General features: G+C 59.4%; 21 protein-coding genes and 1 tRNA gene. 15 read left to right on the forward strand and 7 right to left on the reverse strand.

The features are described from left to right. Positions 1–12: 12 nt before the first annotated feature. The 5 genes from lpcA to J4G38_RS26820 all read right to left on the reverse strand — a co-directional run bounded on the left by lpcA (position 13) and on the right by J4G38_RS26820 (position 5,501). Positions 13–606 carry a D-sedoheptulose 7-phosphate isomerase gene (gene lpcA / locus J4G38_RS26800; RefSeq protein WP_210521933.1) on the reverse strand — a complete coding sequence of 198 codons (594 nt, stop codon included), beginning with the start codon at positions 604–606 and terminating at the stop codon, positions 13–15. Between the two features lie 146 nt (positions 607–752). Beyond that, positions 753–1,235, reverse strand: coding sequence for a hypothetical protein (locus J4G38_RS26805; RefSeq protein ID WP_210521932.1), 483 nt, complete (start codon positions 1,233–1,235; stop codon positions 753–755). A gap of 39 nt (positions 1,236–1,274) precedes the next feature. Next, on the reverse strand, positions 1,275–3,119 hold the full coding sequence (locus tag J4G38_RS26810; RefSeq protein ID WP_210521931.1) for an ABC transporter ATP-binding protein: 1,845 nt from the start codon (positions 3,117–3,119) through the stop codon (positions 1,275–1,277). A gap of 21 nt (positions 3,120–3,140) precedes the next feature. After that, positions 3,141–3,491 (reverse strand): hypothetical protein, encoded by a 351-nt coding sequence (locus J4G38_RS26815; RefSeq protein WP_210521930.1) that lies wholly within the window; start codon positions 3,489–3,491, stop codon positions 3,141–3,143. A gap of 3 nt (positions 3,492–3,494) precedes the next feature. Next, complete coding sequence (locus tag J4G38_RS26820; RefSeq protein WP_226163942.1) at positions 3,495–5,501, reverse strand: capsule assembly Wzi family protein; 2,007 nt, start codon at positions 5,499–5,501, stop codon at positions 3,495–3,497. A gap of 264 nt (positions 5,502–5,765) precedes the next feature. Between J4G38_RS26820 and upp the strand changes: the two genes are divergently transcribed. Continuing rightward, a complete protein-coding gene (upp, locus tag J4G38_RS26825; RefSeq protein ID WP_210521929.1) occupies positions 5,766–6,485 on the forward strand; it encodes a uracil phosphoribosyltransferase in 720 nt (239 codons plus the stop codon). A gap of 96 nt (positions 6,486–6,581) precedes the next feature. Continuing rightward, a complete protein-coding gene (locus J4G38_RS26830) occupies positions 6,582–7,034 on the forward strand; it encodes a hypothetical protein (protein WP_226163944.1) in 453 nt (150 codons plus the stop codon). 70 nt (positions 7,035–7,104) lie between these two features. On the opposite strand, the gene J4G38_RS26835 is transcribed toward J4G38_RS26830, so the two are convergent. Next, positions 7,105–8,514, reverse strand: a complete 1,410-nt coding sequence (locus tag J4G38_RS26835) for a DEAD/DEAH box helicase (protein ID WP_210521928.1) — start codon at positions 8,512–8,514, stop codon at positions 7,105–7,107. Positions 8,515–8,671: 157 nt separating this feature from the next. On the opposite strand from J4G38_RS26835, the gene J4G38_RS26840 reads away from it, so the two are divergent. The 3 genes from J4G38_RS26840 to J4G38_RS26850 all read left to right on the forward strand — a co-directional run bounded on the left by J4G38_RS26840 (position 8,672) and on the right by J4G38_RS26850 (position 10,110). Beyond that, positions 8,672–8,745: transfer RNA gene (locus tag J4G38_RS26840), tRNA-His, on the forward strand. A gap of 110 nt (positions 8,746–8,855) precedes the next feature. Further along, positions 8,856–9,797 carry a PfkB family carbohydrate kinase gene (locus tag J4G38_RS26845; protein WP_210521927.1) on the forward strand — a complete coding sequence of 314 codons (942 nt, stop codon included), beginning with the start codon at positions 8,856–8,858 and terminating at the stop codon, positions 9,795–9,797. A 70-nt stretch (positions 9,798–9,867) separates the two neighbouring features. Further along, positions 9,868–10,110 (forward strand): hypothetical protein, encoded by a 243-nt coding sequence (locus J4G38_RS26850; protein ID WP_210521926.1) that lies wholly within the window; start codon positions 9,868–9,870, stop codon positions 10,108–10,110. Between the two features lie 116 nt (positions 10,111–10,226). On the opposite strand, the gene J4G38_RS26855 is transcribed toward J4G38_RS26850, so the two are convergent. Further along, positions 10,227–11,960 carry a M61 family metallopeptidase gene (locus J4G38_RS26855; protein ID WP_210521925.1) on the reverse strand — a complete coding sequence of 578 codons (1,734 nt, stop codon included), beginning with the start codon at positions 11,958–11,960 and terminating at the stop codon, positions 10,227–10,229. Positions 11,961–12,090: 130 nt separating this feature from the next. Between J4G38_RS26855 and rpmH the strand changes: the two genes are divergently transcribed. The 10 genes from rpmH to J4G38_RS26905 all read left to right on the forward strand — a co-directional run bounded on the left by rpmH (position 12,091) and on the right by J4G38_RS26905 (position 21,041). Beyond that, positions 12,091–12,249, forward strand: a complete 159-nt coding sequence (gene rpmH / locus J4G38_RS26860; protein WP_046246180.1) for a 50S ribosomal protein L34 — start codon at positions 12,091–12,093, stop codon at positions 12,247–12,249. A gap of 156 nt (positions 12,250–12,405) precedes the next feature. After that, the gene (gene rnpA / locus J4G38_RS26865) at positions 12,406–12,858 is read left to right on the forward strand and encodes a ribonuclease P protein component (RefSeq protein WP_210521924.1); all 453 of its coding nucleotides are present in this window, start codon (positions 12,406–12,408) and stop codon (positions 12,856–12,858) included. A gap of 30 nt (positions 12,859–12,888) precedes the next feature. Further along, positions 12,889–14,583 (forward strand): S41 family peptidase, encoded by a 1,695-nt coding sequence (locus J4G38_RS26870; protein WP_210521923.1) that lies wholly within the window; start codon positions 12,889–12,891, stop codon positions 14,581–14,583. Between the two features lie 13 nt (positions 14,584–14,596). After that, a complete protein-coding gene (locus J4G38_RS26875) occupies positions 14,597–14,884 on the forward strand; it encodes a hypothetical protein (RefSeq protein WP_210521922.1) in 288 nt (95 codons plus the stop codon). A gap of 29 nt (positions 14,885–14,913) precedes the next feature. Then, on the forward strand, positions 14,914–15,288 hold the full coding sequence (locus J4G38_RS26880) for a hypothetical protein (protein WP_210521921.1): 375 nt from the start codon (positions 14,914–14,916) through the stop codon (positions 15,286–15,288). 53 nt (positions 15,289–15,341) lie between these two features. Beyond that, positions 15,342–16,040, forward strand: coding sequence for a tRNA (adenosine(37)-N6)-threonylcarbamoyltransferase complex dimerization subunit type 1 TsaB (gene tsaB, locus J4G38_RS26885; RefSeq protein ID WP_210521920.1), 699 nt, complete (start codon positions 15,342–15,344; stop codon positions 16,038–16,040). 135 nt (positions 16,041–16,175) lie between these two features. Next, entirely contained in the window at positions 16,176–16,697 is a 522-nt protein-coding gene (locus J4G38_RS26890; protein WP_210521919.1) for a DUF2480 family protein, read from the forward strand. Positions 16,698–16,954: 257 nt separating this feature from the next. After that, complete coding sequence (locus J4G38_RS26895; protein ID WP_210521918.1) at positions 16,955–18,286, forward strand: APC family permease; 1,332 nt, start codon at positions 16,955–16,957, stop codon at positions 18,284–18,286. Positions 18,287–18,361: 75 nt separating this feature from the next. Continuing rightward, a complete protein-coding gene (locus J4G38_RS26900) occupies positions 18,362–19,630 on the forward strand; it encodes a hypothetical protein (protein WP_210521917.1) in 1,269 nt (422 codons plus the stop codon). 235 nt (positions 19,631–19,865) lie between these two features. Further along, on the forward strand, positions 19,866–21,041 hold the full coding sequence (locus J4G38_RS26905; protein ID WP_210521916.1) for a serine hydrolase: 1,176 nt from the start codon (positions 19,866–19,868) through the stop codon (positions 21,039–21,041). Positions 21,042–21,584 lie beyond the last annotated feature (543 nt).

The following is a 21,584-nucleotide window of genomic DNA, read 5'->3' on the forward strand; positions in this document are numbered from 1 at the left end:
GAAATTAGGCGCTTAATCAATCACCAGCTTCTCAATCAGCATTATCATGATGTGAATGGCCTTGATATGGATTTCCTGAATCCTATCGGCGAAGCCCGAGTGCGGGGCCCGAATTTCTACATCGCTCAGCCCCGCCAGCTGGCCGCCGTCCTTGCCGGTGAGCGACACGACGAGCATGCCGGCGGCTTTGGCGGCTTCGGCGGCGCGGAGGACGTTGGGCGAGTTGCCGCTGGTGCTGATGGCCAGCAGCACATCGCCGGGGCGGCCGAGGGCTTCCACGAAGCGGCTGAACACGAATTCGAAGCCGTAGTCGTTGGCCACGCAGGTCATGTGCGAGGCTTCGGTGAGGGCGATGGCAGCCAGGGCGCGGCGGTCCTGACGGTAGCGGCCCGAAAGCTCTTCGGCAAAATGCTGAGCGTCGCAGAGGCTGCCGCCGTTGCCGCAGGTCAGGACTTTGCCGCCGTTGCGTAGGCTCGTGGCGACTAGCCCGGCGGCGGCGGCGATGCTGGCGATGTGGGCCGGATCGGCCAGAAACCGGTCGAGTACGGCGCGGGCTTCGGCCAGTTCAGCGTGAATAAGGTCGGGAAGGAGAGCAGAGTCAAGCACTTAGTGGAGTGTTCGGAATTGGGTAAAAGCACGTCATGCTGAACGCAGTGAAACATCTCTACCGCGTTTGTTGTCCGATTGAGATACTACCACACGCGAGATGCTTCACTGCGCTCAGCATGACGTGCGATAAGAATGACAGTTGCTTACAGCGCTGGCCGGTCGGCCGGTGGCGTGTTCGACAGGCTGGGGTCGTTCTGTGGGAAGGTGGGCTGGGGCAGGTGGTCGGCCGTGCGGTTTTCGGTGCTGCTGCTGGCTACGATGCGCTCCGGGGCGGGCGCCACGGGCACGCGGCCGTCAATGGTGCGGCTGCCGGATACGACGGGGGCAGTAGTGCGCTGTTGGTTGTCGTAGAGCTTGGCTTTCAGCTCGTTGATTTTGCCTTCGTGCTGGCTTACGGCGCGGCGCAGCAGCACACTATCCAGGTTTTCGGTGAGGAGCTGCAGGGCCAGCACCACGGCGCCAATGATGAACATGACGTAGAAAAACTGCCGTTCCTGCGCCAGGTCCGACAGGCCCGAGCCCACGCCCATAACGGTGGTGCGCACCGATGGCACCAGGATGAACAACAGCGCCAGCAACAAGTAAATCATTACGGCGACGGTAACAACGCGTTTGAGAGCGAGCATGGCGGAAAAGGTTGGTTGAGGCCGAAAGATAGGGCTTTCTTACACCAGAGCGGCGTTGGTCTGCATCGAGCTGAGGCGCTGGTACACGCCGCCCTCGCGCCGCACCAGTTCCTCGTGGGTGCCGCGCTCCACAATGCGGCCGTGCTGGAGCACCACGATTTCATCGGCGTGCTGCACTGTGCTCAGGCGGTGGGCAATGACGAGCGAGGTGCGGTTTTGCATCAGGCGCTGCAAGGCCTCCTGCACCAGTTTTTCGCTCTCGGTATCAAGGGCGGAGGTGGCTTCGTCGAGAATCAGAATCGGCGGGTTGCGCAGGATGGCGCGGGCAATGCTCAGGCGCTGCCGCTGCCCGCCCGAGAGGCGTCCGCCGCGGTCGCCAATCATCGTTTGGTAGCCTTCGGGGCTGGCCACGATGAAGTCGTGGGCGTTGGCGATGCGGGCGGCTTCCATCACTTCGGCCTCGGTGGCCTCGGTATTGAAGCGAATATTGTTGAAAATGGTGTCGTTGAACAGGATGCTTTCCTGGGTGACGATGCCCATTTGGTCGCGCACCGAATGCAGGGTGCAGGCGCGCAGGTCGTGGCCGTCGATGAAAATCTGGCCGCCGCTGGGGTCGTAGAAACGCGGCAGCAGGTCGGCCAGCGTGCTTTTGCCCCCGCCGCTGCCGCCTACCAGCGCCACCGTCTGGCCTTTTTTAATGGTCAGGTTCACGTCGTGGAGCACGGGCGTTTCGCCGTAGCTGAAGCTCAGGTTGTGGAATTCAATGTCGCGCTCGAAGGGCGGCAGCACCGTGGCATCCGGCCGGTCGCGGATGGCCGGCTCGGTGTCGATGATGCTCAGCACCCGCTCGCCGGCCACCAGCCCGCGCTGGATGTTGCCAAACGACGACGACAGCGCCTTGGCCGGCGTGAGCACCTGCGAAAACAGGATGACGTAGCCGATAAACGTCTGGCCATCAAGCGCCGACTTTCCGCCCAGAATCAGCGTGCCGCCGAAGTAGAGCAGGCCGGCTACCACCGACACGCCGGCAAATTCCGAAAACGGCGAGGCCAAATCCCGGGTGTTGTCGATGCTGCGCGAGGTGCGGGCATATTGGTCGTTCTGCTCCTCAAACTTGCCCTTGATGTACTCCTGCGCATTAAATGCCTTGATAACGCGGATGCCGCCCAGCGTCTCATCAATCACCGAGAGCATGGTGCCCAGCGTTTTCTGGCTCTGCTTGGCCTGGGTGCGCAGGCGCTTGGCAATGGTGGCGATGATGCCGCCCGAAATCGGTAGCAGCACCAACGTAAACAGCGTGAGCGGCACCGACATGTGAAACAATACCAGGAAATAGGCCACAATGGTGAGCGGTTCCTTGATGACGGCCGTGAAGGTGTTCACCACCGACGTTTCTACTTCCTGCACGTCGGCGGTGAAGCGCGACATCAAATCCCCTTTCCGCTCGCCCGTGAAAAAGCCCAGCTGCAGGCCAATGATGCGGTGGTACAAATCGCGCCGCAGGTTGCGAATCACGCGGGCCCGCACCTTGGCCAGCAGTCGCAGGCTGAGGTAGCGAAACACGTTGCTCATCAATACGGAAACCACCACCACGCCGCACACGAAGGCCAGCGCGCCCATCTTGCCGTGCGTGGTCAGTACGTCGGCGAAGAAGTAGTTGAACGTGTCGGTGACCCACTGAATCGTCGGCTTGAAGGACGGCAGGTGGTCGGGGGCCTGCATGGGCACCTTGTCCGTCTTATCGAACAAGACGCTCAGCAGCGGAATAATGAGCGTGAAGTTGCCGATGCTGAAAAAGATGGTCAGCACCGTGTACAGCAGGTACTGCGGCAGAAAAGCGGCCAGTGGCCGGGCATACTGTAAAATGCGGAGGTAAGTCTTCATGGGCAAATGGGGCGAGCCTAACTAAGAACGCCGAAACTCGGCAATTACTTCAATCAGCCCGTCGATGTACTGGTTGAATTCGGCCAGCTGCTCGGCGGGCACCCATAGCTCGTCGTGCTGCTGGTCGCCCACGTTCTGCACCGGGAAATTTTCCAGGTAAGCACTGTCCACCGCAAAGCGCACCACGTAGCCCACGCCGTAGTACGGCACGTTCCAGTCGCGGCTGATTTGCACGGCGTATTCCTCGTTCAGCACCGGATAGAAAATGGGCTGCTCCGGCAGGCGTGGCGGAAATGCCAGCCAGCCAGAATCAGCAATCAAATCCAGCTCCTGCTGATTGACGGGACGAAATAAATAGGTGGTTGCGGACATGACCTAAAACTCGTGCAGGCGCTGCGCAATGTTCCAACGCACAGCCAGCGAAGCGTACACTTCGTTCACGTTGGCGGCCGGGGTTAGCGAATAGGTTTGGTGCCGCGCAATGAGCTTGGCATCCAGAAACAAGTTGAGGCGCGGCTGGTAGGTGGCCGTGAAATCGGTGTGGAGCAGGCGGCTTTTATTGCCCTGGCCGGTGCGGTTGCCGTAGTCCATCGGGTGGGAGTTGTAGGGCGTGAGCGGGTTGCCGCCGTAGTTGGCAATGGTGCCGGGCGTGATGGGCGTGCCCGGCGCATTCAGGCTAATGGGGGCCACGGTAACCACATTGCCGGCGGCATCGTAGCCGTAGTCCAGGCCTTGCTCGGTGTAAATGGCCTTGGCCACCAGGTTCAGGCGGGGCAGGGGCTGGTAGCTCACCACGCCCAGCACTTCCGTCAGGTTGGCGCCCATGGGGTGGGCGAGGGGCTGCTGGTAATTGGTGTAGGCGGTGTAGAAGCTCTCGTGCTGGTAGGTGTAGGGGCGGATGTAGTTCAGCTCCACCTGCAAATCGAGGTTGCGAATGCCGGCCACGTCGATGTATTTACCGCCCACTTGCACGGCCTGCTTGTTGGACCACCAGCCGTTCCCGGCGCGGATTTCGCTCAGCTTAAACTCGTCCAGCACCACCTGCCCGTACAGCTGCGCGGTGTGCAGAATGTTCCACTTGAAATCGAGGCCCAGCATGGCGTTATCGGGCGAGCCCACGTTCTGCTCGATGGCCCGGTAGAAGATAATGGGGTTCAGGTATTGCAGCTCAAACCGGTTGCTGGGCGAGCCGGCAATCACCGATTCAAACACGCCGATGTTGAAGTTCGACGTCACGTCCAGGCTCAGGTGGTGCAGCGCCAGGTATTTCTTGGGGTACACCTGGTCGGCATTTTTCTTCTCCGCCGCCAGCTCTGCGAACAGGTTCTGGTAGTTCAGCTTCCAGACGCGGGTGTTCAGCTTGAGGAAGAAATACGGCGCACTGTAGTCCGACAGAATCAGCGAGCGGTAGCCGTTGCCGATGAAGTTGCGGTCGTGCCCCAGCTGCACGTTGATGTGCTTGGTGGCCGCATACGTCACGTAGCCCCGCGCCGAAAAGAAGTCATACTGGCTGCCCTGGCCCAGCGTGGCCACCTTGAAAGGCTTGAAATACCCCTCGTGCGGCACTATGGTGTCGCGCTCCACGCGGTTGCGCACGTACTGCGGCACGCCTTCCTGGTTATCGGCCAGGAAAGCGTAAAAGCCCAGGCGCTGGTCAATAGTGCCCTCAATCTGTACGCCCCGGGTGTTCACGTAGCGCAGGCCGTCGGTGTTCTGGTTGTCCTTGCCGCCCGAAAGCAGCAGCACCGGGTTCACGCGCAGCGTAAAATCCTTGCTCTCGACGTGGTACAAGTCGGTCTGGTCGCGGTAGAAATAGGTTAGGAACGGCTTGGCGCTCTGGTTCACGTCAGCGCCCTGGCTGGAATTGGCCCAGTTGTCTTTCAGCAGGTACTGCGCATTGAAGCGGTCGGCGCGGGAGAGGCTGCCGGCGCGGGTGGCGGTGCTGTCGGGCGAAAGCATGCGCTCGCCGAGGTGGGCCGCGCCGGTGCGGGTGTAGGGCCGCACGCTGGTGTGCGGGTCGCGCAGCGAGTCGGAGCCAAACTTGATGGCGTAGCGGTCAATCAGCCGGTAAATGTCCGGGTCGAGCGGCACGTAGTTGGCGCCTTGCGTGGCTTCTATGTTATTGCCGGAGGGGCGGCTTTCCCGTGCTGGCATAGTGCGCGCCGGGGCAATTTGGGCAGGTTTTTCGCGCACGGTTTTTTCCCGGTTGGCTTTGCTGCGGCCGGGCGGCAGGCTGTCGAGCGGCTGGTCAAAAATCAGCCACGGCGATTTTTCCGCCTGGGCAGGAGCCGGTGAAAAGGTGGGTGGGGCCGGCACCGTTTGGGCAGCCAGCGGGCCCACCAACAGCGCCATTATAGAAGACAGGAGCAGAGTTTTATGCATAAAAACAGATAGACCGTATAAAAGCAGAAACGGTACCGTCCGGTAAACCGGAAGCGCGGCAATTTCTTAACAAACCTACGCAGCAAGCCGTTGGTGGGAAGTAAGCTGTGCCGCGGCGAAGCCTTCGCGCCAGCAGAGTTTATCGGGTTGCCGGTAACGAAGATGAATTCCCGGGTGTTGCTTGCCTGCCCCCGGTTTTTGTGCCAACTTCGGGTTCCCGGCCGGTTTTATTTTTCCCGCCCCACTTTCCAATTCCCTTTTCGCATGGCCACCACCTCCCTTTTCCCTGCTCCGGCTGTCGCTGCCGCGCCCGCCGCAAACGATGTCGCCGAGGCGCTGGCCAACGTTCATGTCGTGTGCGCCGAGCCCAGCATCGCCAACCATTTTCTGGCCGAGCTGCGCGACCGCGAGGTGCAAAAAGACAGCCTGCGTTTCCGCCGCAACCTGCAGCGCCTGGGCGAAATCATCGCCTACCGCATCAGCGCCCACCTCAGCTACACTGATAAAGTCATCCAGACGCCTCTGGCCGAAACCACCGGCAAGCTGTTGCACGACTTCCCCATTCTGGCCACCGTGCTGCGCGCCGGGTTACCCTTTCATCAAGGTTTTCTGAATTATTTCGACCAGTCGCCCAGCGCCTTCGTGGCCGCCTATCGCATCGAGGGCACGGCCCAGGTGCAGGTGCAGGTTGATTATTTGTCGGCCCCCAGCCTCGACGAGCGGGTGCTGATTCTGGCCGACCCCATGCTGGCCACCGGCAAAAGCCTTGTGCAGACCTACCGGGCCATGTTGCGTTTCGGCATGCCGCGCCAGGTGCACATCGCCGCCGTCATCGCCTCGCCCGAAGGCCTGGCCTACGTGGCCCGCGAAATCCCCGAAGCCAATCTGTGGGTGGCTGCCATCGATGAGCGCCTGAACGAGCACGCCTACATCGTGCCCGGCCTGGGCGATGCCGGCGACCTGTCCTACGGCAGTAAACTGTAGCTGCCATGGAACGCTGGCTTCGCAAACGTGGTATCTTTGCCCAGCGCCCACCCCGAGCTGCTGCCCACCCCTCACCGCCAGTTTTTCCACCTTTTCGTGCTTCACCCCGCCATTAAATGCGCGTCCGTGTTCCTGTTGAGCACGGTCAAGTTTTTGGGCGGCCCGCTGGCCGGCACTTCCATGGGGCTGCACTTCTGGCCCACCATGGGCCTCACAGTGGCCGGCATGATGACCAGCGTGTTCATCTTTTCGGGAGTGGGCCGCGCCTGGATGGAGCATCGCCAGCGCCAGCGCCGCCTGCGCCGCGAGCCCATCTTTACTAAACGCTCGCGCAACATTATCAAGGTGTTCCGCAAGTTTGGCATGGGCGGCATCGCCTTCCTCACCCCGCTATTGCTCACGCCCATCGGGGGCACGGTCATCGCCACCCTGCTGGGCGTGCCCCGGCAGCGCATCCTGCTCCACATGCTGTGGAGCGCCCTGTTCTGGGGCGCGACGCTCACCTTTGCCAGCGTCCGGTTTGGCCACCTGATACACCACCATCATTAATTGCTTGTTGTCAATTGCTAGGCTCTTTATCGAAACTAACAACTGACAACGAGCAACTAACGACTAAAACCTAGCGTCCGCGCCGCTTCAAGGCCTTCACACCAGGGGCTGAGCCGCCTTTTTTGCCCACGTTGGCTTTGGAGCCTTTGGAGCTTTTCTTTTTGCCTTCGGCGAAGGGCTTGCCGGTGCGCTTATCGATGGTGATGCCGGGCTTTATCCACTCCTTCTTCTCGTGGAAAGCGCCTTTAAACGTCGGGTCCAGCTTTTTGCGGCGGTCGTCCAGCTCGCGGCCCATGGCCTGCTGCTCTTCAAACTGAGTTTCCTCCACGGTCACCTCGGGCGGTAGCGGCAGCACCGTTATTTTCTGGTTGATGAGCGTTTCAATCTCGCCGATGTGCACCATCTCGGCCTCGTTGGCGAAGGTGATGGCCGCGCCCGTGTGCAAGGCCCGGCCCGTGCGCCCGATGCGGTGCACGTAATCGTCGTGAATAATCGGCACATCGAAGTTGATGACGTGGCTTACCTGCGGCACGTCGATGCCGCGCGCGGCCACGTCCGTGGCCACCATGTAGCGCACCTCCCCGGCCCGAAAAGAATCCATGCTGTTCATCCGCGCATTCTGGCCCTTGTTGCCGTGAATCACGCGCACCTCGCCGGCCGGAGCCTTGCGCTCCAGAAAATGCGCCACTTGGTCGGCGTGCTGCTTGGTGCGGGTGAAGAGCAGCACCCGCGTCATGGTGTCGATATCGCGGTGCAGCAGAAATTCCAGCAGGTTGATTTTGGTGAGCAGGTTGGGGACTTCGTACAGGGTCTGGGTCACCGTGGAGGCCGTTTTAGCCGGCGGGCTTACCTCTACCCGCACCGGAAATTCCAGAAATTCTTCGCTCAGCACCGTCACCCGTTCGGGCATAGTGGCCGAAAACAGCGCGTTCTGCCGCTTGCGCGGAATAATTTCCAGAATCCGCCGAATCTGGGGCATGAAGCCCATGTCCATCATCTTATCGGCCTCATCCAGCACCAACGTTTTCAGGTCGGTCAGCCGCAACGCGCCTTTCAGGTAAATTTCCATGAGCCGGCCCGGCGTAGCCACCAGCACGTCGAGGCCCTGGGCGATGGTTTCAATCTGTGTTTTCGGCCCCAGTCCGCCGTAGATGGCGAAAATCCGCAGGTCCGTATTCACCGCCAGGGCCTTGAGGTGCGTTTCAATCTGCATGGCCAGCTCCCGCGTGGGGGCCAGAATTAAAGCCCGCGGATTTATGCCCTGGGCATATTTTACCTTCATCAGCAGGGGCAGGCCAAAAGCAGCAGTTTTGCCGGTGCCGGTTTGGGCAATGCCCAGCACGTCGTGCCCGGCCAGCAGCAGCGGAATGGTCTGAATTTGCACCGGCGTGGGCACGGTGAAGCCAGCCTCGGCCACTGCAGAAAGAAGTTGTTTGTTGAGTTTGAAATCGTTGAACGACGGGGTGGTATTAGGTTCCATCCGGCAAAGGTCGGGCTTTTGTGCTTGTAGCACATGCTTTAGCTTGTGCCGGGATGGTTTGGTGGGCAGAGCACAAGCTGAAGCAGGTACTACAAATCGAACTTTTTTTGCCATTTCCCGCTTCTTTTTCTATCTTTGCACCACCAAAACAAACCTGGTAGATATAGCTCAGCTGGTTAGAGCGTCGGATTGTGATTCCGAAGGTCGTGGGTTCGAGCCCCATTATTTACCCACAAAAATGAAGTCCCCGGAGAATTATCCGGGGACTTTTTTGTTGCTTGCTTTAATTCCGTTTTAATACGGCTTTAATCCTCTCGTTTTATTCACCACATTTTACTTGCATGAGCCTGCTCGTCATCGGCAGCGTCGCATTCGACGCCATCGAAACTCCCTTCGGCAAAACCGATAAAATCATCGGTGGCGCCGCCACTTTCATCAGCCTGTCGGCGTCCTATTCGCTGAAGCCCGTGAAGCTGGTGGCCGTGGTCGGCGACGACTTCCCGCAGTCCGACATCCTGCTCCTCGAAGAGCACGGCGTGGACGTGGAAGGCCTGCAGATTAAGCAGGGCGAGAAATCGTTCTTCTGGTCGGGCAAATACTCCAAGGACCTGAACTCACGCGAAACCCTCGTGACCGAACTCAACGTGCTGGCCGATTTCGACCCCATCATCCCCGACGCCTACCAGGACTGCAAGTACCTGATGCTGGGCAACCTGGCCCCGCAGGTGCAGCGCCTTGTCATCCAGCGCCTCGTAAACCGGCCCAAGCTGATTGTGATGGACACCATGAACTTCTGGATGGACATTGCCCTCGAAGAGTTGATTGCGACCATCGAAATGGTGGACGTGCTGAGCATTAACGATGAGGAAGCCCGCCAGCTCTCCGGCGAGTACTCGCTGGTGAAGGCCGCCAAGAAAATCATGGCTATGGGCCCGAAATTCCTCATCATCAAGAAAGGGGAGCACGGCGCGCTGCTTTTCCACAAGAACAAGATTTTCTACGCGCCCGCGCTGCCGCTGGAAGAAGTATTCGACCCGACCGGCGCTGGCGACACGTTCGCGGGCGGCTTCATCGGCCACCTGGCTGCCACGGACGACATCAGCTTCGAAAACATGAAGCGCGCCGTGATTCACGGCTCGGCCATGGCTTCTTTTTGTGTTGAGAAGTTCGGCACTGAGCGCCTGCTCAATCTCTCGGCCGAGGAAGTGGAAGCCCGCGAAGCTCAGTTTGCCGAGCTGGTGAAAGTGGTGCCGGCTGCCGCCATCGCCAACGTGCCGGCGTAGCGATTTTTCGGGCAACCTTTTGGCGGCGAATGGGTACAACTTCTTATCCACCACCTAACCAGATACCGCCATGGGACACGCAAAGAAAGACACCGACCTTCAGAACGAAAAAACGTCTGTTAACCCTGCGGCTAACACCAAAAAGAAAAGCACCCAGGTGCAAAGCCCGAATACGATGGATGTTTCCGCCCACGGCAACACCACCGACGGCAATAGCGCCGGCCACGGCGTCAACAATATCCGCAGCAACCCGCAGGGCAATCGCCCGATGTCGGTAAGCGGCGGCAAAGGGCCCGGCAAAAAAGGGAATTAGTGATTTCGAATTGAAATAGAAAGGGCCCCGCCGGACGAATCCGGCGGGGCCCTTTCTATGTTGCTGTAGAAATGCCTGAGACCCGACACTTCGCGTCTCCCCATCGTTCAACTGAATCAAAACTCCCACCCCAGCCACTGCTGAAACCCGCGCTGCTGGGCCGCATCAGCCGTAGCCAGCTTGTCAATGGCATAGCGCTGTCCGAAGCGCACGCCCGGCGTGGCGGCCAGCGCCACCGTCAGCAGCCGGTTCTGGCGGAACACACTTACCTCGTAGGCCGGTGCGCCGGTGCTGAGCAGGCTTTGCAGGTTCATATCCACGCGGCGGCCGTTTACGGCCACGATTTCATCATCTACCGTCAAAGCAGCAGCGGCAGGCGAGTTAGGCCAGATGGCGGTTACTTCCGTGCGCTCGTTCTTCACCACCGTCCGGAAGCCGAAGTGGCCTTCCGAAGCCGAAGCGTTTTCGCCCACCAGCAGCTGGCAGCCCACGGTGTGCAGCACCCGATCGAGCGGCTCCTGCAGCGGCGCGGTGCCGTAGATGAACTTGTCGAAATAGGCGTGCATGTCGCGACCTGCCACTTCATTCACGATGCGTACGTAGTCAGCTTCGGCGTAGCCGATGCCGGTTTTGCCGAATTCCTCATACAGTTGCCGCATCACGTCATCGAGGCTGCGGGCGTGGCCGGAAAGCTGCCGCAGCGTCAAATCAAGTAGCATGGCCACCAGCGCGCCTTTGTGATACACCGACACTTTGCGGTCGGGCACGCCGGCCTTGTAGCCATCCAGCCAGAGGTCCATGCTGGCGTCGGCCAAGGAAAGGTTTTCGCCGCCGGCATCGTCGTAGTGCTGGCGCAGCACGATATTCAACTCCTCAAAATACTGCGCGGGCGTGCGAACGTGGCTGCGGGCCAGCAGGTACTCGCCGTAGTAGGTCGTGATGCCCTCGGCGATGAAGCAGGTGCGGAAGTAGTTCTCGCGGCTGTAATCGTAGGGCTGCATCTCAGCGGGCCGAATGCTCTTGATGTTCCAGGTGTGGAACAGTTCGTGGCAACTCACGCCCAGCAATTCCTTGTACAAGGCCTCGCTCATAATCAGCTCGGCCGGCCCCAGCGTAATCACCGTGGAGTTATTATGCTCCACGCCGTGGTAGTGCTTGTAAGGCAGAAAATGGTTCAGGAAGTGGTAATCCGCCACCGGAAAGCCGCCGAATAGCGTCAGCTGCTCCTCCGAAAATGCCTTGAAGTCGGCCAGAATACGCGGCCAGTTCAACTCCGCCTCGCCCTGCACCCAGACGTGGAAAGGCAGCCCGCCCACCTCGTATTCCTGGTGCGTAAGCGTGGGGCTGGCAATCAGCGGCGAGTCGGCCAGCCGGTCAAAATCCTTCGCTGAAAACACATTAGGCGCGGTCTGGGCCAGACCACAACCCACTTGCCAGCCATTGGGAATGGCCAGCGTCAATTCACATTCCTCCAATTGCCGCCCTTCCGCATACATCAGCGCCTGCACCGGGTTCAGGTACAGCTGCGTCTCATCGAGCCAGGAACCGCCGGCGTCCATCTGGTGGGCGTAGAAATTGTAGCGCACCCGGATGGCGCGGCCAGCGGCATTGGGCACCTCCCACCGGTCTTTGGTGAGCTTGCGGTAGGGCAGAGGCTGGCCAGTGGCGGCATCCTCAACCACCACTTTTTGAATCTTCTGAGCGAAGTTTTGCAGCTCGTAGCGGCCGGGGCGCCAAGCGGGCAGCTGGAGTTCCAGCGGGACGGTGGCAGTGGCGGCTATGTCCAGCGTGAGCTGGATTTGCAGGTAAAACGTGAGGGGGTTTTCGTAGGAAACGTGGTAGTGAATCATCGCCAAAACGGGGTTAAACAGGACTAAAGCTACTGCCCGCTAACGTCCCCCACGTAAAAGTGGCTGAGGCCCTTGCCTTTTCCAGACAAAGCCCGTACCTTTGCCGGCCCAACTTGAAACTAGAACTAAGATGAAACGCACCTATCAACCTTCGAAGCGCAAGCGCGTTAACAAGCACGGCTTCCGTCTCCGCATGGAAACCGCCAATGGCCGCAACGTGCTGGCCCGTCGTCGTGCCAAAGGCCGCAAGCGCCTCACCGTATCCGACGAAGGCAAGCACAAGCGCTAGTATTTTTAGCCGTTAGCTGAGAGCTTCTAGCTAGTAGCTAGCAGAATGCCGCATTGCTGAGACAGTATTATTCCTGTCGCTGCAATGCGGCTTCGCTATTTTTGGCCTTCCCAGAGTGGTTCTTGCTGCTGAAGCACTAGCCGACAAGTAAGCATCGTGAACGAGCTAACAGCTAATGGCTCTCAGCTAACAGCTAAGAGAAAATATACCTTCCCGAAAGAGGAACACCTGTGCCGCAAGAAGCTCATCGAAGAGCTTTTTAGCAAGCAGAGTTCCTCTTTTGGCGTTTACCCGCTGCGCATCGTCTGGATAAAAGCGGCCGCGCCCACTACGGCCCCGCCGCAGGTGCTCATCAGCGTGAGCAAGCGCACCTTTAAGCGGGCCGTCGACCGCAACCGGATTAAGCGGCTCATCCGCGAGGCGTATCGGCTCAATAAATATCGACTTACGGAGCAACCCGACGGGCACGAAATCGCTCTGCTGGGTATTATCTTCACGGGAAAGGAAAAAAGTCCGCTGACGTTGGTGGAAAAAAAATTAATTTCCGCTTTCCATCGTTTGCTGGGCACAACTCCTGAAGCAGCCCCTGCTTCGCCGCCGGCCCCGTAGATTCGTGATGACCCGCTACCCGTATTCCGTATGACTATCCGCAAAAAGCTACTCGCCACGCTGGCCCTGAGCACGCTGGGTTTGGTATCGTTCCGCGCCGCTTCCGACAATGAGCGGTACTTCGAGATTGCCAAGAACCTGGACATTTTCGCCACGCTCTTTAAGGAGGTCAATACATATTATGTCGACGAGATAACGCCCGCCAAGCTGGTGAAAACGGGCATCGACGCTATGCTGCGCTCGCTCGACCCCTATACCAATTACATTCCGGAGGACGACATCGAAGATTTTCGCACCATGACCACCGGGCAGTACGGCGGCATCGGGGCCTCGGTGGTGAAGCGCAACGGTAAAACGGTGGTGCAAAGTGCCTACGAAGGTTATCCGGCCCAAAAAGCCGGCCTGCTCCCCGGCGACGAAATCCTCGACATCAACGGCGTGATTGTCGATAAAAAGTCGAATGGCGACATCAGCAAGCTCCTCAAGGGCCAGGCCAATTCCATGGTGAAGCTGATGGTGACGCGATACGGCCAGGACAAGCCCATTGAAATCGATATTACCCGCGATAAAATTCAGGTCGACAACGTGCCTTACACCGGTATGATTTCCGGCGATGTGGGCTACTTCCAGCTCGGCGGTTTCACGGTGGATGCGGGCAAAGAAGTGCGCGCCGCCGTGACCAAGCTCAAGGAGCAGGGCGCGAAGAAAATCGTGTTCGACATCCGCGACAACCCCGGCGGCCTCTTGAATGAGGCCGTGAATATTTCCAACCTCTTCATCGACAAGGGCCTCGACGTGGTGAGCACCAAGGGCAAGGTGACGGAGTGGAACAAAACCTATAAGGCCCTCGACGTGCCGCTCGATACCCAGATTCCGGTGGCCATCATCACGAGCAGCCGCTCGGCGTCGGCGTCGGAAATCGTGTCGGGCGTGTTGCAGGACTACGACCGCGCCGTGGTGGTGGGCGAGCGCACTTTCGGCAAAGGCCTTGTGCAGGCCACCCGGCCGCTCAGCTATAATTCGCAGCTGAAGGTGACCACCGCCAAATATTACATCCCAAGCGGCCGCTGCATCCAGGAAATCGACTACGCTCACCGCAGCGAAGACGGCACGCTGGGCAAATTCCCCGATTCGCTGCGCACGGCTTTCAAAACCACCGCCGGCCGCACCGTGTACGACGGCGGCGGCGTGGCTCCCGACGTAGAGGTGAACGACCGCGAAATCGCCGACATCACCCGCATCCTGCTCCAGAAAAGCTACCTCTTCGACTACGCCACCCGCTACCGCGCCGAACATCCCACCATCGTGCCCGCCCGCCAGTTCAAGCTCTCGGACGTGGACTACCAGAAGTTCGTGGCCTATCTGCAAGGCAAGAACATCAGCTACAGCACCGACACCGAAAAAGCCCTCGCTGACCTCAGCAAGAAGGTAAAAGAGGAAAAGCATTACGACGACGTGAAGCTGGAGCTCGAAGCCGTCCGCAAGAAAATCACCGTCAACAAGGCCAACGACCTACAACGCTTCAAGCCCGAAATCAAGGAGCTGCTGGAGCAGGAAATTGTGTCGCGCTACTACTTTGAGAAAGGCCGCACCGAAGCCGGCTTCGACGACGACCCCAACATCATCGCCGCCGTCGCCGTCCTGAACGACCCAAACCGCTACGCCGCCCTGCTGAAGCCCACGGGCCAGGCCGCCAGCGCCCGCAAGTCGGCCGGGACGAAGTAATCTTGAGCAAGTTATGAAGTCGCTGCTTTTGCGCTTTTACTGGGTTGGGTTTTTGCTCTTTTCAGTTGGTTTTTTCAAAACCAGTAAGGCAAACATCTTCGAGGCGGGGAAGTGGACTCTGACTGATGATGTTCCTGGCTTTGACACTGCGATGGTTAAAGGAAAGATGGTTCCTATTGATTTTTACGCTTTTGGGAATCAGTTAAGCGAGGATGGTTATTACTTATTGCAAATAGTGGCCTTTTTCAGTGCGTTAGTTTTTGCTTTCTATCTTCTAAGGCTTATGTGGAATGCCCTGTAACTTTAGAAATATTTTAGATTTCCCATCCCATGACTGCCGACCAGCGCCTCGACCAACTCGAACCACTCGTTTCTCAGACGCTGGCGGTGGCTGACCGCCACACGGCGCAGCTCAAGCAGATTTATGGGGCTGTCAACCAGTTATTGGAAGCTGGGCAGATGCAAAGTGATAATACGCAATTCGTTTTGCGGGAGGTAAGTGAACTACGTCAGGACATGAACCGAGAAATTGGTGGGGTCAAAAAGGAAATGCAGGAGTTGAAGGAAGAGGTGAGCCAAGCGCAAAGCATGACGAATTTGCGGCTTGGTGTTATGGAGAATTCTCTCTCGATTGTTGGGGTGAAGGTTACAGATTTGGATGCTAAGCTTGACCGCATTCTCGGTTTGCTTAGCGACAGTAAGTAGAAACTGGTGAGGCAGGCACGGCCAACTTCTACGGCCGTAAATTTGCCTGCTCCATGCAAACGCTCCTTCTTTCCCTCGAAACCTCGTCCCCCGTCTGCTCGGTGGCCCTGCACCGCATCACCGACGGCTCGCTGGTCGGCCAATCCGAGCTGCGGCTCGATAAGTCGCACTCCACCCACCTCACCGTGCTCATCGAGCAGCTGCTCGAAAATACTGGCCACCGGCTGGCCGACCTCGCCGCCGTGGCCGTGAGCGACGGGCCCGGTTCCTACACCGGCCTGCGCATCGGGGCGGCCGCCGCCAAGGGCCTGTGCTTCGCGCTGGATATTCCGCTGGTGGCCGTGAGCACGCTCAAAGCGCTGGCGGCGCAGGTGGCGGCCGGCACTGCCCGGCCCGAAAACTTCCGGTTTTGCCCCATGCTGGATGCCCGGCGGCAGGAAGTGTACGCCGCCATCTATACCCACGATGGGCAGGAGGTGCTGGTGCCCACGCCCCTCATTCTCGACGCCGATACACTAGCCGAACAATTGGCCCACCATTCCGTGTTATTCTTCGGCAATGGGGCGCCGAAGTTTCAGGTGCTGCTGGGGGAGCGGGCGAATGCTGGTTTCCTGGCGGGGATTGCGCCTTCGGCCATTGCGGTGGGGCAGCTGGGCGTGGCCGCGTTTCACCGGCAGGAATTTCAGGACGTGGCGTACTACGAGCCGTTTTACCTGAAAGAAGTGTACACGACCACGCCGAAAGCGAAGTAAAACGCCATGCAGAGCGTAGCGAAGCATCTCGCGTGTGGTAGTGATTCAATCGTGAAAACGTCAATAATTAGTGACCGCAAGCGAGATGCTTCGCTGCGCTCTGCATGACGTTATGGTAACTCAAAATAAAATCCCATGGAACCCCTCTTCGTCAACCGCGTCGCCAACAGCGGCCTCGTCACCCTCAACCTGGAAGAGCTGCTGCACCCCGGCGAGCGGGTGGTGTACGACATCAAGGACAACCTCTTCCACGGCCTCATGCTGCGCGAAAAGGACTTCCGCGAGTTCGTCAAAACCAACGACTGGACGCCGTATGACGGCAAAAACGTCGCCATCATCTGCTCGGCCGATGCCATTGTGCCCACCTGGGCCTACATGCTGCTCGCCACCAAGCTCCAGAACCACGCCCACCGCTACGTTTTCGGTAACCTCGACGCCCTGGAGCAGTCGCTGTTCGAAGAAGCCATCGCCGCCATCGATACCGAAGAATACCGCGACGCCAAAGTGGTGGTAAAAGGCTGCGGCAACGTGCCCGTGCCCACCTTCGCCTACGTGGCCATCATGCAAAAGCTGCTGCCCGTGACCAGCAGCGTGATGTACGGCGAGCCGTGCAGCACCGTGCCGCTCTACAAAAAGCCCAAGGCCGTCGGCGCGTAAGGGCAAGTAGGCCGAAGCCTCTTCCCACCCTCTAGAAGCCCTTTCCCAAGGATGGGAAGAGGCTTCTAGAGGGTGGGAAGAGGCTTCTAGATGGCTGGAAGAGGCTTCGAAAGGGTGGGAAGAGGCTTCTAGATGGTGGGAGGAGGCTTCGAAACGTTAGGAAGGGGCTTCGATATGCCGAGTACCGGCTTCAGATGAGCGAGAACGGGCTTCAGGAGCAGGCGGGCGTACTTTTGGGTTTCCGCCAACCTTACCTTATGCCCGCTCCCTCTCCGGTTAGTCCCTACAAAATCACCTTTCTCACGGGTGCAGCCATCGTCATTGCCAACATGGTGGGCACGGGCGTTTTCACCAGCCTCGGTTTCCAGGTGATGGGCATCCAGAGCGGCTTCGCGCTGCTGATGCTCTGGCTGGTGGGTGGCCTCATTGCCCTCTGCGGGGCCGTGAGCTACGCCGAGCTGGCGGCGGCCATGCCCCGCTCCGGCGGCGAATACCATTACCTGAGCCAGATTTACCACCCCGCGCTGGGGTTCCTCTCGGGTTGGGTGTCGGCCACGGTGGGCTTCGCGGCCCCCACGGCCCTGGCCGCACTGGCCCTGGGCGAATACGCCAAGAGCGTGTGGCCGGGCCTGCATCCGCAATGGCTGTCGGTGGCGGTGGTGCTGGCCCTCACGCTGGTGCATGGCAGCAGCACCCGCGTCGGCAGCCGATTGCAAATCATCATTACGGCCCTGAAAGTGGGCGTGCTGGTCGTGTTCATCGGCGCGGGCATGGTGGTAGGAGAGGGGCAGCCCATCAGCTTCCTGCCCGATGCGGCCGGCTGGCAAGCCCTGCTTAGCCCCGCCTTCGCCGTGAGCCTGGTGTATGTGAGCTACGCCTACTCCGGCTGGAACGCGGCGGTGTACGTCACCGGCGAAATCGAAAACCCCAAGCGCAACCTCTCGCGCATCCTGCTGGCCGGCACCGCCATCGTACTCCTATTATATGTAGGGTTGAATTACGTGTTCCTCCGTTCTACGCCAATTGATGGGTTGAAGGGCCAGGTCGAAGTCGGGTTTGTGGCGGCCACCTCGCTTTTTGGCCCGCTCGGCGGCCGGCTCATGGGCGGCGTCATCGCGGCTCTGCTCGTTTCCACCATTAGTTCGATGATTTTCGCCGGTCCCCGCATCGTCCAGACGATGGGGGAGGACCTGCCCGCCCTGCATTTCCTGGCTCCCAAAAGCCGCGCCGGCATCCCCGTGCGGGCTCTTTTGTTGCAAACCGCCATTACCCTCGCCTTCATTCTAAAGCCCAGCTTCCAGGGGGTGTTGGTCTACGCCGGCTTCGTGCTGAACCTGTTTACCTTCCTCACAGTGCTGGGTTTGTTCGTCCTCCGCTTGCGCCGGCCCGATTTGCCGCGCCCGTACCGCGCCTGGGGCTACCCCATCACGCCGCTCCTTTTCCTGGGGCTGAGCGGCTGGACACTGGCCTTCATCCTGCGCGATAAACCCATGGAGTCGCTCTATGGGCTGGCCACGTTGGTCGTGGGGGCGATGGTCTATTTCCTGACCACGTATCTGGGCAGGTCACGCCCCGCCACCGCAGGCTAACGTGCCGCCGTAACTTGCGCCAACATTTCGGGCTTTGCTGATAAAAGCCTACCGTTTTTTCATACTCCTTATATAATGTACTTCCGCACCGCCGCGCTTCGGCTCCTGCCCGCCGCTCTGCTCTTGCTCTCCGCTTGCTCCGAGTCGAACACTAAAACCGAAACCGCTTCTTCGGCTAAACAAGAAACCATGGCCACCACGGCCGATGCCGTGGATTCCACCAAATCGGCAGCGGCCGGCCCTGCATCCGCGGCTAAAGGCGCCGTGGGTCCCACCCGCCTCACCGCCCCCGATACCGCTTACGCCCAGGACGTGGCCATGTTCCTCGGCGGCCAGCAGCCCAGCCAGCACAGCGACCTCACCCCGCTCGCCGCCACACCCGCCTGGCAGGCCTTCGCCAAAGACCAGGACAAAAGCTGGGAGAAATACCGCGCCACTCACACCACGCGCATGACCAAGTGGGCCGCCACCGAGCTCGATTCCGTGCACGCCAACAGCCCCACCATCTTCTACCCCTTCAGCGGCCCCGATTTCCTGAACGTCTTCACGATGTTTCCCACCAGCCAAACCTATGTCTTGCTCGGCTTGGAGCCCGTCGGCAGCATCCCCGCCCGCCCCACCCTCGAAAACCCCAAGCTGCTGCCCACCGTCAAAACCTCGCTCTGGTCGGTGCTCAACTTCAGCTTCTTCCGCACCAACGACATGGCCGTCGACCTCAAATCCGTCGAGCTCGACGGGGCTCTGCCGCTGATGATGCTCTTCGCCGCCCGCACCGGCAACCAAATCACCGCCATCCGCCCCGTGCAGCTCGATGCCGCCGGCCAGCTCATCGACGCGCCTAAAGACACTACCCAGGCCCTCGACCCGAAAGCCGTCCCCGGCGTCGAAATGAAGTTGCGCGGCCCCGACGGCCAGCCCAAAACCGTCTACTACTTCTCCACCGACCTCAGCAACCACGGTCTGAATGTGAAGCCCGCCCCGCTCGCCTTCGTGCGCAGCCTCGGCCCCCTCACCACCTACGTGAAGTCGGCCACCTACCTCATGCACAAAGTCTACTTCAGCGAAGTGCGTGCCCTGGTCCTCCGCCGCAGCCGCTACATCCTGCAAGACGATTCCGGCATCGCCATGAAGTACTTCCAGAAAGGGGCCTGGCAGTTCAACTACTACGGCAGCTACCGCCGTCCCATCAACCTCTTCGCCAAGCACTACCAGCCGGAGCTCACCGCCGCATATACCGACACCCTGCACAAACCCAAAGCCCTGCCCTTTGGCACTGGCTACAACTGGCGTCAAACCGACTCCAACCTCCTCCTAGCCAAGCGCCTCATCCCGCTGTCCAAGTAAACCGCATATCATAACTGCCCCACAGGGCCGTGGTGGCAACACCACGGCCTTTTTATTTCCCGATTCCATGAAATTGCTCCGCCAATCTCCCGCCCCACTATACTATATAATAGGAGCAGCCTTTCTACTAACAATAACAACCCTGGCAGCCCTGGCCGCTCGCGGAGTTCGTCGGGCTCCCCCTTTCCACGAGAGAGGGGGCCGGGGGGGAAGGTTAACGCCCGCCGATTCTCCCTTGCTCGACTCCCTATTGAAAGCCAGTCCACAACTATCCCGTGTCGCCACTAACCCCCAGTACGAGCTCCAAATCATCTACACCCAAATCGACCGCGACGCCCAGAACCGTCCCACCTTCACCCCGCACACCTACCACCTCAACCCCCAACAATACTTCAATCCCGCCAGCCTGGTCAAACTCCCAGTCGTTGCCCTTTCCCTCGAAAAGCTCAACGACCTCCATAAACCGGGAGTAAACCGCCGCACCATCATGGCCACCGGCACCGCCTGGCGCTGCCAGACCCCCGTCCCCTTCGCCGCCCCCGCCGATTCCGACCGCACCGCCACCGTCGGCAACTACATCAAACGAATGCTCCTCGTCAGCGACAACCTCGCCTACAACCGCCTCTACGAATTCCTCGGTCAGCGCCCGCTCAATGACCGTCTCGCCCAACTCGACCACCCCAACGTTCGCATCACCCGCCGCTTCGCCCCCTGCGACACCGCCGCCAACCGCCACACCAATCCCATTAGCTTCCACACCCCCCAGGGCGACACCATCTATAAACAGCCTGCCCAATACAACCCCACGCCCTACTCTAGCCCCCTCGGCCGCGTCCTCAAAGGCCGCGCCTACCAAGCCGGCCGCCGCGTCATCCCCGAACCCTACGATTTCACCACCGCCAACCACCTCCCTCTCCCCGACATCACTGCCCTGCTCCAAAGCATCCTCTTCCCCGAATCCGTCCCCGCCGCCCAGCGCCTCCGCCTCACCCCAACAGATTATGCCTTCCTCCGCCGCTACCTCCACGCCACCCCGCACGAGTCTGGCTTCCATACCTACGTCCCCGCCCGCTACTTCGACGCCTACAAAAAATACCTCTACTACGGCCGTGACCCCGAAATCCCCCACCAATCTGCCCTCCGCATCTACAACATAGTAGGCATGTCGCACGGCTACCTCGCTGATGTCGCCTACTTCGCCGACTCCCTCCACCAGTCCGAATTCCTGCTTAGTGCCGTCCTCTACGTCAACCAAGACGGCATTATCAACGACGGAGTCTATGAATACGACAGCATCGGCGAGCCCTTCCTAGCCCTACTAGGTCGCCAAATCCAGCAATATGAAGCCCAACGCCCCCGCCAAATTCGCCCCAATCTCACCGAATTCTTCGTCCCCGAACCAATTCGCTGAATTTCCCCAAAAATTTCCCCAACCCTAAGTCACTGATTCCTAAAAGCCATTTACTCAAACCCCCCGCCATCCGCCCCCCACAAGCTCCAATCTTCCAGTTAGGCCTTGTAAACCCAGAAAGTCCACCTACTTTTGCAGTCCCAAATTGTCAAATGGATTACGGGTTCTGTCAAAGCAGTTGCTCCAACAGAAATTTAACCAGTAAGGAACTTCACGGCCACAATCCTTGTATTGCTCCGCGTGCCAGCCCAGTAAAGTCCTAGAAAATTAATTTTCGAAAGCCCTTGCGAAAGCCGAAAAAAGCGCCTTACCTTTGCACCCCGGTTCAACAGGAGGCGGAAGAGAGTTGGGAAGCGAAACGAGGAAAGTAAATAAATTTCCGTTTTTGCTTGCTAACGAAGAAAAACGAGTTACCTTTGCACTCCCAAATCGAAAGAAGCGGCGCATAGCAACTCAAAACATCGGCTTTCTAGCCACAATGTCACTTCAACTGGAAGCGACACCCGTTCTTTGAATGTTTGGAAAAGACAAATAGTAAGGGCT

It is taken from the genome of Hymenobacter terricola, from assembly GCF_017921975.2.
In the GTDB taxonomy this organism is placed as follows: domain Bacteria; phylum Bacteroidota; class Bacteroidia; order Cytophagales; family Hymenobacteraceae; genus Hymenobacter; species Hymenobacter terricola.

Excerpts from the sequence above, each read along its gene's own strand:
- tsaB (WP_210521920.1), top strand. The coding sequence starts at position 15,342 with ATGCAAACGCTCCTTCTTTCCCTCGAAACCTCGTCCCCCGTCTGCTCG.
- J4G38_RS26815 (WP_210521930.1), bottom strand. The coding sequence starts at position 3,491 with ATGTCCGCAACCACCTATTTATTTCGTCCCGTCAATCAGCAGGAGCTG.
- J4G38_RS26835 (WP_210521928.1), bottom strand. The coding sequence starts at position 8,514 with ATGGAACCTAATACCACCCCGTCGTTCAACGATTTCAAACTCAACAAA.
- J4G38_RS26820 (WP_226163942.1), bottom strand. The coding sequence starts at position 5,501 with ATGCATAAAACTCTGCTCCTGTCTTCTATAATGGCGCTGTTGGTGGGC.
- J4G38_RS26870 (WP_210521923.1), top strand. The coding sequence starts at position 12,889 with ATGACTATCCGCAAAAAGCTACTCGCCACGCTGGCCCTGAGCACGCTG.
- J4G38_RS26850 (WP_210521926.1), top strand. The coding sequence starts at position 9,868 with ATGGGACACGCAAAGAAAGACACCGACCTTCAGAACGAAAAAACGTCT.
- J4G38_RS26890 (WP_210521919.1), top strand. The coding sequence starts at position 16,176 with ATGGAACCCCTCTTCGTCAACCGCGTCGCCAACAGCGGCCTCGTCACC.
- upp (WP_210521929.1), top strand. The coding sequence starts at position 5,766 with ATGGCCACCACCTCCCTTTTCCCTGCTCCGGCTGTCGCTGCCGCGCCC.
- J4G38_RS26880 (WP_210521921.1), top strand. The coding sequence starts at position 14,914 with ATGACTGCCGACCAGCGCCTCGACCAACTCGAACCACTCGTTTCTCAG.
- J4G38_RS26805 (WP_210521932.1), bottom strand. The coding sequence starts at position 1,235 with ATGCTCGCTCTCAAACGCGTTGTTACCGTCGCCGTAATGATTTACTTG.
- J4G38_RS26895 (WP_210521918.1), top strand. The coding sequence starts at position 16,955 with ATGCCCGCTCCCTCTCCGGTTAGTCCCTACAAAATCACCTTTCTCACG.
- J4G38_RS26855 (WP_210521925.1), bottom strand. The coding sequence starts at position 11,960 with ATGATTCACTACCACGTTTCCTACGAAAACCCCCTCACGTTTTACCTG.
- J4G38_RS26810 (WP_210521931.1), bottom strand. The coding sequence starts at position 3,119 with ATGAAGACTTACCTCCGCATTTTACAGTATGCCCGGCCACTGGCCGCT.
- rpmH (WP_046246180.1), top strand. The coding sequence starts at position 12,091 with ATGAAACGCACCTATCAACCTTCGAAGCGCAAGCGCGTTAACAAGCAC.
- J4G38_RS26875 (WP_210521922.1), top strand. The coding sequence starts at position 14,597 with ATGAAGTCGCTGCTTTTGCGCTTTTACTGGGTTGGGTTTTTGCTCTTT.
- J4G38_RS26900 (WP_210521917.1), top strand. The coding sequence starts at position 18,362 with ATGTACTTCCGCACCGCCGCGCTTCGGCTCCTGCCCGCCGCTCTGCTC.
- J4G38_RS26845 (WP_210521927.1), top strand. The coding sequence starts at position 8,856 with ATGAGCCTGCTCGTCATCGGCAGCGTCGCATTCGACGCCATCGAAACT.